This is a genomic window from Psychromonas hadalis ATCC BAA-638 (genome assembly GCF_000420245.1).
In the GTDB taxonomy this organism is placed as follows: Bacteria; Pseudomonadota; Gammaproteobacteria; order Enterobacterales; family Psychromonadaceae; genus Psychromonas; species Psychromonas hadalis.
Map to the genome: position 1 here is coordinate 1 of NZ_ATUO01000110.1, position 12,257 is coordinate 12,257.

The window sequence follows — 12,257 nt, forward strand, 5'->3', positions numbered from 1 at the left end:
CAGTTTGATCTTTTAAATTTAAATTTAAATTTAAATTTCAACGAATTTTTATAAATAAGAAGTATTTTCAAAGATCACGGGTATAGTCATGCTCTACCGATAGCAAATAAAACAGATTAAGCAATCTACTTTTCTGGATATTAGGCCATTTTTATCAGCAATTTTAGTTGCTCTATGGCATTGTCAAAATCAAAGTCTTGTAAGCACCCCTGTAAAGTATGCAGTAATGTTATAAACGGGCTTGTCCCTACTTGAAAGTGGTTAAGTAACTGCTCCGTTTTATCTATCGCTTCAATATTGTTGTCTTGGCACAATGTTAATATCTGCAACAGTGCCTTTTTTTGCTGGTCAATACTCAGTGTACTTAAGGTATTTTGAGGTTGTTTCTCTCGCGGTTTATTTTCGGGTGAAGCAAGTAAGTGCTCAATTACTTTTACCAGAGAAAGCGAACTAAATGGTATGTTCATACTACTATTTTTAGGTGCATTGTTATCTTGTTTATTATTGAGAATAACGAGGTGATTAGCACTATTTTGTGTCTTGGTAAGCAACGCTTGCTCGGCAATGATAAGTTTATACTGCTGTGTTTCTTCAAGCTCAGCAAAAGATTCAATTTGTTGGTAGCTGATTGGTGTGCGTGCCATTAAATCATTGAAAATGGGGTTTGTTGAGACAACTAATATTTTCCCCTTAAAGGAGAATTTTAATTGCTCTGCACTTCTGCAACTAGGGATATTAACAACAAAGGTAGTGCCCTTACCCTGTTGACTGCGTACATCTATCTCAGCACTCATTAATTTGCAATGTTTTTGTACCAATGCAAGGCCAAGTCCTGTGCCATTAAAGTGGCGATTTGTGCTGTTATCAAGTTGTGAAAAAGAGTGAAATAGTGATTGCAGATGCTGTTTATCAATACCAATACCGGTATCTTTGATTAATAGTTGCAGCTGAGCTGATCCTGTTTCACTTTCTGACCAAGATAGCTGTAATAAGACACTTCCTTGTTGGGTAAATTTGATGGCATTACTTAATAGATTGTTGACCACCGCTTTGAATTTTTGCGCATCACAATAAAGGTGAGTGGGTACATTGTGATGAATATGACAGGTTAAGCTGATGTTTTTTTGTAATGCTTTATCGGTAAAGGGAGTAACAACTTCATCAATGAGCTTATCTATATTGTGTTTATGTATAGCGAGTTTATCTTTTTCTTGGCTAGTGACAGAAAAGCTTAATAGATCATTAATTAACGACATTAAGTTATTTGAAGCGTTGCTTGCTTTTGTTGTCCAATGTTGTTGCTCTTTGTTAAGTGACGAGCAAGATAAAAAACCTAAGTTGCCCTTAATGATATTCATAGGCGTTTTTAATTCATGGGAAATATTGGATATAAAATGTGATTTTGCCATGCTGGCCGTTTCTGCGCGATTATTAGCTTCTTGGAGTGCTTCCTGCATCTCGGTTAAGCTGCTAATATTTTGTGTTAAAAATTGTTGTATCTGTTGTGATTTTTCCAGTGAATGCTCTGTAGTGAGTAACTTGGTTAAGGTTTCTTGTAATGTCTCTTTCTCTTTGGCAAGTGCTTCGGTGCGTAATAAAACTTTCTCTTCGAGCTGTTGATGTGATTGGTGCAATTTCTTCTGGGAGATACGTAACTCTTGTGTGCGTTGTAATACTTTATCTTCAAGCTGGCTATTGAGGGTTAATATCTCTTGTTGTGCTTGTTTACGTAAAATAAGCTCACCAATTAAAGTACCAAAAAGGCGTAATATATGACTATGGTAGGGCTTAAAGTCATGGTTGTTTAATAGGTTGTCACAGGAGACCCAGCCAATCATCTTTTCCTCTTCCCAAAAAGAAAAAGCAGCATTCCAACCTAAACTGACACTTTCATTTGTATTACCTTGGGCGGAAAACGCTTGTATATCTCGGTTTAACCATAAGCAAACTTTGCCTTTGCGAGCAAGTGCGCCAATGCCATGTTTTATCTCATCATCAATGGTTAAACTGTAATCACTTTCATCACGGGCGATACCTTGGGTATCAATGCCCCATGTACCGGTCATTGTTTGTGTTGCGTGATCAAAACGCAGGATTCCGATACGTTCAAATCCAAGCTTTTTGTTAGCGAGTATAATCGCTTGCTGATATAACGCATTGAGGTTTTTGGTTTTGGATAGCTCGATGGATATTTCATTAAGCACATAAAGGTAGTGGTGAAATGCACGGGCATCCTCACTATTTTCGGTCAAATTTAATGATGAGTTATCATCAAAGGTGATCAGTTCTGTCATCTATTTTCAATATGTTAAGTAAAGTAAAATTAAGATTAGCAAGCAATGTGACTACTTGCTAACCGCTATAGAGCAAAACTAAAGTTTTTGATAAAAGTTTAGTTTGTTGCCTCTTTAAGTTGATAAAGCAGTGCAAGTGCTTGTTTGGGTGTTAATTCATCAGGATCAATCTCTTCTAATAAAATTAAGGCGGGGTGAGTGACTGTTTCTGCCCTTGCTACAACAGGTTGTTGTGTTGGGTGAGTTACTTTTTGTTGAGAGCTTAACTCTAACTGTTGTAGTTTCTGTTTTGCGTTTTTAACTACTTCACTGGGAACACCAGCTAACGAAGCAACCTGCAAGCCATAACTCTTGTTGGCAGCTCCCTCCTGCACCGCATGCAAAAAAGCGATACTATCACCATGTTCTACGGCATCAAGGTGAACATTCACTAACTCTGGTATCGTTTCTGGTAGTGCGGTCAGCTCAAAATAGTGAGTGGCGAATAGCGTGTAAGCTTGAATTTTTATTGCTAATTGCTCGGCACACGCCCAAGCCAGTGATAAGCCATCAAAGGTACTGGTACCTCGGCCAATTTCATCCATTAATACCAAGCTATTTTGGGTGGCATTATGCAAAATGTTAGCCGTTTCGGTCATCTCTACCATGAAAGTTGAGCGACCACTGGCAAGGTCATCCGATGCACCAATACGGGTAAAGATACGATCTACAGGGCCTATTTTTGCGCTTTGTGCAGGAATAAAACTGCCAATGTGCGCCATCAAAACCATCAAAGCAACTTGACGCATATAGGTAGATTTGCCACCCATATTAGGCCCGGTAATAATGAGCATGCGACGTTGATCATTAAGTGCAACAGAATTGGCAATAAAGGGTGTTTTGTTTACTTGCTCAACAACAGGATGACGACCCTCTTCAATGACAATACCACGTTCACTTTGTAGCTCTGGGCGTACATAATTAAGCGTTAACGCGCGCTCTGCAAGATTATTAAGTACATCTAGCTCTGCCAATGATTGCGCGGTAAATTGTAATCTTTGTAGATAAGGCATCAACTGCTCAATCAAGGCTGCATATAACTTTTTCTCTAGTGCAAGTGCTTTGCTTTGGCTCGAAAGTACTTTTTCTTCATGCTCTTTAAGCTCTGCAATAATATAACGTTCAGTGTTTTTAAGGGTTTGACGACGTACATAATGAGCGGGCACTTGATCAGCTGCACTACGACTGGTTTCAATATAGTAACCATGTACACGGTTATAACCCACTTTGAGCGTAGCAATGCCGGTGGATTCACGTTCGCGTAGCTCTAACTTTGCAAGGTAGTCCGTTGCGCCTTTAGCAAGGTTACGCCATTGATCTAACTCGCTATTATAACCCTCCTTGATAACACCCCCATCACGGATGATCACGGGCGGATTATCAATTACTGCTTTTTCTAATAGATCTAATAATTCTGGGTAGTTGCCCATCTCTTTACTGAGTTTACTCACTAATTCTGTGGGTAATTCTGCAATCAGATTCTGTAGTTCAGGTAGCAGTGAAAATGCACTGCGTAAACGGGTTAAGTCACGCGGACGCGCTGAGCGCAGTGCTAAACGGGCAATGACACGCTCAATATCACCAATCTGCTTGAGAGGCTCGGCCAGTGCGCTATTAAGGTCCATGTCAATCAGTGTTTGGATCATTGTTTGACGGTAATTAAGAATATTCACGTTACGAATCGGCTGGTGGATCCAACGTTTTAATAAACGACTGCCCATTGGTGTGACGGTAAAATCTAAAACTTGTGCAAGGGTATTATCAACGCCACCCGATAAGTTTTGGGTTAACTCTAAATTTTTACGTGTGGCTGCATCTAAAATAACGCTATCAATATTTTGCTCTAATTTGATTGATTGCAGATGTGGCAAGTTGGTGCGTTGTGTATCTTTAATATATTGTAACAATGCGCCCGCCGCACACAATGCTTGTTCAGCTTGTTCAACGCCAAAACCAATTAAGTCTTTAGTGCCAAATTGCTGATTCAGGGTATTACGCGCAGTGCTCAGTTCAAACTCCCACTCAGGACGACGACGAATAGTGGGCAGATGTTCAATCAGGTCTGTGTGTTCAAAATTATCAGGATAAAGTAGTTCCGCTGGGTTTAAGCGTTGTAACTCTGCCTGTAGGGTTTCGGTATGTTGAAACTGATTGATAATAAAACGGCCACTGCCAATATCCAGCGAGGCGATGCCAAAGCTATCTTGTAACTGATAAACCGCGCAAAGTAGATTGTCTTGTCTGTCATCAAGTAGCGCTTCATCGGTGATCGTGCCGGGGGTAATAATGCGTACAATTTTACGCTCAACAGGGCCTTTGCTGGTGGCGGGATCGCCGATCTGTTCCACAATCGCGACCGATTCGCCTAATGCGATCAATTTTGCTAAATAACCCTCTACACTATGGTAAGGGACACCCGCCATTGGAATCGCATTGCCACCTGTTTTCCCACGTTGGGTCAGTGAGATACCCAGTAGTTGTGAAGCCTTACGTGCATCATCAAAAAACATCTCATAAAAATCGCCCATGCGATAAAACATTAACGTATCGGGCACCTCGCTTTTGATGGTTAAAAACTGTTGCATCATCGGCGTATGTTGTTTTAATTGTTGCGCAGTTGGTTTCATAATATACACTTAATAGCTATTAACCCAAATCATTGAGTTTGTTGGAGAAAACTTATGTTTACTGAAAAAACCGTACAAGAGTTAGCGTTACTTTTAGGCGATAAACTCACCCAAGCTGGGCTAGTCGCTGCCACTGCAGAGTCTTGTACTGGTGGAGGCGTAGCATACGCTATAACGGAAATTTCTGGAAGTTCACTGTGGTTTGATCGTAGCTTTGTGACCTATAGCAATGATGCCAAAATGCAGATGTTAAATGTAGATAAAAATCTGATTGATAAGTTTGGCGCTGTTTCTGAGCCGGTCGTTGAAGCGATGGCGATGAATGCCGTAAAAGCCTCGGAAGCCGATATTAGTGTGGCGATAAGTGGTATTGCGGGCCCCAATGGTGGTAGCGCAGAGAAACCTGTCGGTACGGTCTGTTTTTCATGGTACAACGCACATGGTGGGGGAAAAACAGAAACCTATCAGTTTGTTGGCGATCGCAGTGAAGTACGTACGCAAGCGATTCGATTAGCGTTAAGTGGGTTAATAAATATAATAGAAACTTCTAAATAAAACTTGATACGGTATAAATCAGCAGTATACTGTTTGTATGAACAGTATAAATTAAAGCATATCTGGAGATAAGATGAGTCAGACTAAAGATAATAAAGGCAATAAAGATAATAAAGATAAAGCATTAGCGGCTGCGCTTGGTCAAATAGAAAAGCAGTTTGGTAAAGGTTCTATCATGCGTTTAGGTGATAACACTGCCGCAATGGAAATTGAATCGGTATCAACTGGCTCATTAGGTTTAGATGTCGCGCTCGGCATAGGTGGTTTACCTTGTGGGCGTGTGGTAGAAATTTATGGACCTGAAAGTTCGGGTAAAACCACATTAACATTGCAAGTGATTGCAGAAGCGCAAAAAATGGGCAAAACCTGTGCGTTTATCGATGCGGAACATGCGCTTGATCCTATCTATGCTAAAAAGCTGGGTGTTAATATTGATGAATTGCTGATTTCTCAACCTGATACAGGTGAGCAAGCATTAGAGATTTGTGACATGTTAGTGCGCTCTGGTGCAGTTGGTGTCATTGTTATCGATTCTGTGGCGGCCTTAACGCCCAAAGCAGAAATTGAAGGTGACATGGGGGATTCACACATGGGTCTACAAGCACGTTTAATGTCGCAAGCACTGCGTAAATTAACCGGTAGTATCAACCAAACCAATACCATGGTGATTTTTATCAACCAAATTCGTATGAAGATTGGGGTGATGTTTGGTAACCCAGAAACCACTACGGGTGGTAATGCACTCAAATTCTACGCTTCTGTGCGTTTGGATATTCGTCGTATTGGTGCGGTGAAGAATGGTGATGAGATTGTGGGTAATGAAACACGTGTCAAAGTGGTGAAAAATAAAGTATCACCTCCGTTCAAACAAGCAGAATTCCAAATCCTTTATGGACATGGCATTAACCGTCATGGAGAGTTGATAGACCTTGGTGTGAAACATGATCTTGTTGAAAAAGCGGGCTCTTGGTATTCATATAAGGGCGTTAAAATTGGCCAGGGTAAAAATAATGCCTGTAAACACTTTGCAGAGCATCCAGAGCTTGCCGCTGAATTAGATACGAAAATTCGTGATATCTTATTAGCTAAACCTGAAAAGGAAGAGGATAAAAAAGCGGAGAAAAAAGAGGTGACAGAAGAGCAGTAAACCGTACTGTTTGTTAACCCTAAAAAGGCGTGATTTTTCACGTCTTTTTGCTTTCTTGTTTTTGGTTTTTTGCAATAGGATAAATGTTGTTTAACTGTATTTTGTCATCTTGCTGAAAAATATTAGCTTCAATAGAAAAATACTTTTTTAGATTTTCAGTGGTTAATACCTGCTTAGGCGCACCATCACTGATAATAGTGGTTGTGCCATCTTGCCGCTTTCCGATTAAAATTAAACGATCACAATAACGTGCAGCAAGGTTAAGGTCGTGTAGGGCGGTAATCGCGACCTTGCCCGTTTGAGTGAGGGATTTTATCAATTGCAGCGTTTCTAGCTGATGGCAGATATCTAAACTGGCAATCGGCTCATCTAATAATAGGGTGGGTGATTGTTGTGCTAATGCACGGGCAATAATCACACGTTGTTTCTCACCGCCTGAAAGCGTATTTACAAGGCGCTGCTGTAGATGAAAAATATCGGTTTTTTGCATCGCCTCTTCAATTAACTTTTTATCAAAGGCGGTTTCTAATTCAAATGCGCCTAAATAGGGATTGCGCCCCATGGCAACGATTTGTTGCACACTAAAAGCATAGGGTAATTCAATTGATTGTGGAACAAATGCCAACTGCTTAGCAATATCACGACGTTTAATCTTTGAGATATCCACACCTTGTAATAATACCTTACCTGATTGAGTTTTTAGTAATCCTAATAACAGTTGTAACAGCGTACTTTTTCCTGCGCCATTAGCGCCAATTAAACCCACAAACTCTCCCTTTTGAAAAGAGAGGTTGATATCAGTCAGTAATGGTTTTTTATCAAAGGAGAAGTGTAAGTTTTCACATGTTAAGGGTGCTGGCATCATAAATTCCCCGTAGCAAAACGTTGTTTTACTAATAAAAACAGAAAGAAAGGTGCGCCGAGTGCGGCGGTCACAACGCCGAGTGGGATCGCTTGGTCGCTAAACAGAGTGTTTAAAAACAGATCCGCACTTAATAACGCAATGGCACCACCAAGCAAACTGGCGGGTAAAAGGTAGCGGTGTGAAGGGCCTAAAATAAGACGTAAAATATGCGGTACGACTAAGCCGATAAAACCAATGCCTCCAACCACAGAAACAGAAGCCCCGACCATTGCAGTGCTGATAATAAGTAAATTACGGCGTGCACGAGGTACATCAACTCCTACGGAGAGTGCATGTTGTTCACCTAATAACATCAGATCTAGCTGTTTGCTGTAAAACAGTAAAAAAACAAAACCACTGAGTACGATAGGCAGAATAATCAAAACATGATCCCAAGTGCGCCCATCAAGCCCACCCATTGTCCAATAGATGATCATGCGGGCAACATCCCAATTACTGAGCGAAATGGCCAATAACAATGAAATAGCAGCCACGTTAAGCGCGCTAATGGCCACGCCTGAAAGTAGTAGGGTGGCGATGCTAGTTTGTCCACGACTAGAGGCGATACGGTACACAATCGATAATGAAATTCCTGCGCCAATAAAGGCAAACAATGGAATTGCCCACGGTGAAAACAGTGAAGCACCGAGGTAGATGGCAACTACTGCACCTAATGATGCCCCTGATGAAACGCCTAATACCGAGGGGGAGGCAAGTGGATTACGAAACATTCCCTGCATCACTAAACCACATAGCGCTAAACTTGCTCCTGCAAAAATGGCAATAATAATGCGTGGTAAACGGATATCTAAAATGATGCTTTGTTGCCAGTCAATACTGTTTTTATTGTCGATATTAAACAGTGCATCTTTTAAAATATCACCTATTTGCAAGCCTGAAATATCAGCGGGGCCTTTTAATATTGAGCTGATAGCAAGTGTGAAAAGCAACACCGCTAACAGTAAAAAGATGTAGGGGATAAACCGACTGTTATTGAACATGTAAACTCTCTTGAATAATATTTATTTCTGGGTGCAATAGTTTTGCTATCGCTTCTACCCCTTTAATGCGATGTTGAGAAACACTGCGTAACCAAGTGCCGGGCACGGCATAAACACGATTATTTTTCACCGCTGGCACATTCTGCCATGCTTTTTTAGCGCGTAATAGCTGTGCGGGTGAATCACCGCCTTGGCCTTGATTAAAGACCCATTGGTTCATTACGATCACATCGGGTTGTAGTGAAATAGCCAACTCCTCACTGATTTTATTTTCACCATCAGCAAGGATGCCTTGGGTAATGTTGACCCCGCCAGAAAGGGTAATGGCTTCATCCATTAACGAGTTTCCACCCACACTGTAACCGTTCATATCGTAATATAAAACCCGTGGTTTATGTTTGTTTCTCACTTGAGATTGAATTGCTTTAATACGTTTTTTGACCTGCTTAATCACTTGCTCTGCTGCTATTTTATTGTCGGTAACATTTGCAATCAGGCGCAGATTATTGAAAATATCATTAAAACTATTAAACTCACTGAGGCGCACAATGGCAATGCCACTGCGTAGGAGATAGCGCACTGTTTCCGGATCACTGTAGGAAGCAACAAAGACAAGATCGGGTTGCAGGGCCAGCATTGATTCTATCTCACCTTGGGTGCGACTTATTTTTTTATCGTAAAAATCAACAATATTAGACAGGCTAGGGTAATCAACATAGCTGCTGACCGCCACTAAACGATCAGGGCTGATAAGATCAGCAAGCATATGATCGGAAGCTAAGGTTGCAGAAAGAATGCGTTGTGGAGGTTGTTTAAGTATAAAGGTAATACCCGTTACATCGGTGAGTATTTTGGGGAAGTGATCGCCTGTTACTTGTGTAGTGAAGTTACCCCTTCCCTCTTGGAAAAGTACAAACAGCTCTTTTTTAAACTGGATAAAAGTGATGAATAGCATTAAAAAAAGGGCAAAGAAAATAAGTTTTAAATTGTTCATTTTACCCTCATTGAAGATGAAACTTGTAAGACTAAAATCCTACTTCCAGCATCATAGGAAGTGGGACTTTAGTTCTGCCGTTTTTATATTACATATTTACGCCAAGTGTTAACAGATACGTTCTGCCATCAGCGTTGTAACCATCGTGAATCTGTTGGTCATTATCAGTAATATTATTAATGTTAAAACCAAGGTTAATGTTTTTAATTACTTGATAAGTAATTGCAAAATCCAGTAGATGCACAGCGTCTAATTCACCCGATGATGCCATACGTTCACCGATGTATGAATAGATAAGTTTTGGTTTAATGCTGTTAGTAACATTATATTGAATACTTGATGAGCCAGACCATTCGGGTACGTTATTTAACTGTTTATCGGTACTTTTATCAATACTTTCAGAATAGGCCCCTGCAATATCAAAGATAAAATTTGATGCATTATATTGTAGGTAAGCCTCAATACCTTTTATATCAACTTCTCCGATATTAAAAGGAGACCAAGTCCATGAGCCGGGGGTGATCGGTGCCCACTCAATTTTGTTGTCTAGTTTACCTGTGTAGAAATTAAGCTTCAATGGAATATGAGCCGCTTTAGTTGATATGTTATGGGTCAGTGATAGCTCTAACATCTCACCCTCTTCCGCTTCTAAATCTGGGTTACCTGTATTAGGCCAGTACAGATCATTATAAGAAGGCGCTGTAAATGATGTTTTGTAACTAAGACTTGCTGTATTAAATAATGAAAGGCCTGCTGAATAAGTAAGTGCATCCCCAAAGTCAGAGTAACTATCGTTACGTAGACCACCTGATACATTCATGTAGTCAGTTAGATCACCGCTAAAAGCAAGATATAGCGCTGTTTGATTACGTTTCTCAGCATTTTTGTTTGATTTATATTTTGATTGTGTAAATTCACCTCCAAGGTTTACGGATAATTTATCCCACTTGCTGTTTAGATGCAGTTGTGCAAATGTTTCATTCGTTGAGTAAAGATCAACATCTGTGGTGTTATGGTGTCCTGCTTCTAAATCTACCTGTGCAGATGATAATGTTAACTCTGAAGAGAAATGTTGATTAAAGAGTTGAATATATTTACCCGTGAGTTGTAATGTATCCTGTGTCGTCTCTGCTTTACCCATGCTTGGATAAGATTCGTAAATATCTAACGTTGAAGTACCATTATTAATTGCTAATGAAAAACGGTTAGTTTCTGTTACATAAGCTGCATAACTGTTCATTGAATAAGTTTGGTAACCAAAATCATCGTCTGAGGCTTCAATAAAATCATAACCCTCTGACTTATCAATTTCTAAAGAGGTCATTACATGAAATGCACCAAAGTTATTCGCATAAACACCACCAATGCGCTTGGTTTTATGTGATCCTGTGCTGATGTTAAGTTGTGCATCTGACGTATCACCCGTTTTTGTGATGATGTTAATCACACCTGTCAATGAACTTGAACCGTATAAGGATGCTTGTGCACCGCGAATAACTTCAATCAGTTCAATTGACTCCATTGGAATGTTGGGAATACTTTGACTGCCTAATGTGGTGGTTGGGAAAGCGACGCCATTTAAAAGATACAGGGTATATTTATCTGACAGTCCGCGGTGGTAGTTATTAGAAGCGTGTTTCGATGTACCTGAATTGGTATGTACAAATCCCGGTGAATTTTCTGAAATTAACTGGTCCAGTGATTTATTAATATCATTGCTAGTCGGGACTATTTTTATCACTGTATCGCCACTGTAATTTTGGGTGGTGGCATTAGGTGCGTTATAACCTTTGCTGATCAGCAGGTTCATACGCTCTTTATCTTGGTTTTCTGATGCGATAACTTGGGTGCTAAATAGAGTCAATAGTGCAAGTGCAATCGGTGTGTGGCGTGAGGTAAACATAAAACTTCCTTATAAAAAATATGTGGAAGTTTCTTTTGGGTCAACGTTTATGGACATGTGACGACAAAATAGAGAAACTTCCTCCGGTTCGCCACAAGCAAATACGCTCTAAAAAACCAACCCGTTAATTAGATAGTGACGTTTTTATGCTGGTATCTGACTGTCGTTTTTAAAGTTAAAATAAAACGTTCACAGTTGCGGGGGCAGTGTATGCTTTCATACTTCCCATTTAATCATCTCGTTAAAAGTAGATGAACATAAAAAAGATGATTATAGGAATTTAAAGCGGGCTGTCAATCGTTGTAGATGAGCTTATTTATTGTTGTTATGAAAAATATTCATTTATCAAATAAAAGAATACCTCTTTTTCTTGCTTGTACTGAAAATTTAAACTGATCGGATGCCAAGATAAAGTACCTTGAGTGGTCACTCAGCACTTATACCAATCCGCCTAAGTACTGGTTTAAATTACTAATATCTGCGTTGCATTCAATCGCAATAGCCGGCTATTACTCAATCATGCGCCTTGACCTTAGTCATTTACCCTGCGTAAAACCTGATCATTATATTAAGCGGAATGGTATTATACCGTTATCATTCAAGGTGCAAAATTCAGCAAGCTGCGAGGTGAGCAGGTTCTAGGCAGAAAGTTGAAGGTCTAACGGGTTCAATCGATGCTTTCTAACGAATTGTTAAATGCTGGCATTTAATCAATGTCGATAGAGGGTTAACGTGTTTTTGTTAGTCTCTCGAAAGACAACGAAGATGCTTGCCTCAAAGCTTGCCTTGTGGG

Annotated in this window: 8 protein-coding genes and 1 riboswitch; of the genes, 2 read left to right on the plus strand and 6 right to left on the minus strand. The window is 40.1% G+C overall.

The genetic code is table 11. The features are described from left to right. Positions 1 to 140: 140 nt before the first annotated feature. Positions 141 to 2,294 carry a sensor histidine kinase gene (locus G322_RS0113160; RefSeq protein ID WP_022942224.1) on the minus strand — a complete coding sequence of 718 codons (2,154 nt, stop codon included), beginning with the start codon at positions 2,292 to 2,294 and terminating at the stop codon, positions 141 to 143. A gap of 98 nt (positions 2,295 to 2,392) precedes the next feature. Then, positions 2,393 to 4,960 carry a DNA mismatch repair protein MutS gene (gene mutS, locus G322_RS0113165; RefSeq protein WP_022942225.1) on the minus strand — a complete coding sequence of 856 codons (2,568 nt, stop codon included), beginning with the start codon at positions 4,958 to 4,960 and terminating at the stop codon, positions 2,393 to 2,395. 54 nt (positions 4,961 to 5,014) lie between these two features. Here mutS and G322_RS0113170 point away from each other — a divergent pair, with 54 nt between their 5' ends. Further along, on the plus strand, positions 5,015 to 5,515 hold the full coding sequence (locus G322_RS0113170; protein ID WP_022942226.1) for a CinA family protein: 501 nt from the start codon (positions 5,015 to 5,017) through the stop codon (positions 5,513 to 5,515). A 73-nt stretch (positions 5,516 to 5,588) separates the two neighbouring features. Further along, positions 5,589 to 6,662, plus strand: coding sequence for a recombinase RecA (recA, locus tag G322_RS0113175; protein WP_022942227.1), 1,074 nt, complete (start codon positions 5,589 to 5,591; stop codon positions 6,660 to 6,662). Between the two features lie 37 nt (positions 6,663 to 6,699). Here the strand turns inward: recA and G322_RS0113180 are convergent, their stop codons facing one another. The 4 genes from G322_RS0113180 to G322_RS0113195 all read right to left on the minus strand — a co-directional run bounded on the left by G322_RS0113180 (position 6,700) and on the right by G322_RS0113195 (position 11,464). After that, positions 6,700 to 7,527, minus strand: a complete 828-nt coding sequence (locus tag G322_RS0113180; protein WP_022942228.1) for an ABC transporter ATP-binding protein — start codon at positions 7,525 to 7,527, stop codon at positions 6,700 to 6,702. Further along, positions 7,524 to 8,567 (minus strand): FecCD family ABC transporter permease, encoded by a 1,044-nt coding sequence (locus tag G322_RS0113185; protein WP_022942229.1) that lies wholly within the window; start codon positions 8,565 to 8,567, stop codon positions 7,524 to 7,526. The genes G322_RS0113180 and G322_RS0113185 overlap by 4 nt, the downstream gene beginning before the upstream one ends. Continuing rightward, on the minus strand, positions 8,557 to 9,561 hold the full coding sequence (locus G322_RS0113190) for an ABC transporter substrate-binding protein (RefSeq protein WP_022942230.1): 1,005 nt from the start codon (positions 9,559 to 9,561) through the stop codon (positions 8,557 to 8,559). The genes G322_RS0113185 and G322_RS0113190 overlap by 11 nt, the downstream gene beginning before the upstream one ends. A gap of 88 nt (positions 9,562 to 9,649) precedes the next feature. Then, positions 9,650 to 11,464, minus strand: a complete 1,815-nt coding sequence (locus G322_RS0113195) for a TonB-dependent receptor plug domain-containing protein (protein ID WP_022942231.1) — start codon at positions 11,462 to 11,464, stop codon at positions 9,650 to 9,652. Positions 11,465 to 11,594: 130 nt separating this feature from the next. Further along, positions 11,595 to 11,740, minus strand: a riboswitch (cobalamin riboswitch). Positions 11,741 to 12,257 lie beyond the last annotated feature (517 nt).

Bases quoted from the DNA above. Each gene is read 5' to 3' on its own strand.
- G322_RS0113190 (WP_022942230.1), bottom strand. From the start codon at position 9,561: ATGAACAATTTAAAACTTATTTTCTTTGCCCTTTTTTTAATGCTATTC.
- G322_RS0113160 (WP_022942224.1), bottom strand. From the start codon at position 2,294: ATGACAGAACTGATCACCTTTGATGATAACTCATCATTAAATTTGACC.
- G322_RS0113195 (WP_022942231.1), bottom strand. From the start codon at position 11,464: ATGTTTACCTCACGCCACACACCGATTGCACTTGCACTATTGACTCTA.
- G322_RS0113180 (WP_022942228.1), bottom strand. From the start codon at position 7,527: ATGATGCCAGCACCCTTAACATGTGAAAACTTACACTTCTCCTTTGAT.
- G322_RS0113185 (WP_022942229.1), bottom strand. From the start codon at position 8,567: ATGTTCAATAACAGTCGGTTTATCCCCTACATCTTTTTACTGTTAGCG.
- recA (WP_022942227.1), top strand. From the start codon at position 5,589: ATGAGTCAGACTAAAGATAATAAAGGCAATAAAGATAATAAAGATAAA.
- mutS (WP_022942225.1), bottom strand. From the start codon at position 4,960: ATGAAACCAACTGCGCAACAATTAAAACAACATACGCCGATGATGCAA.
- G322_RS0113170 (WP_022942226.1), top strand. From the start codon at position 5,015: ATGTTTACTGAAAAAACCGTACAAGAGTTAGCGTTACTTTTAGGCGAT.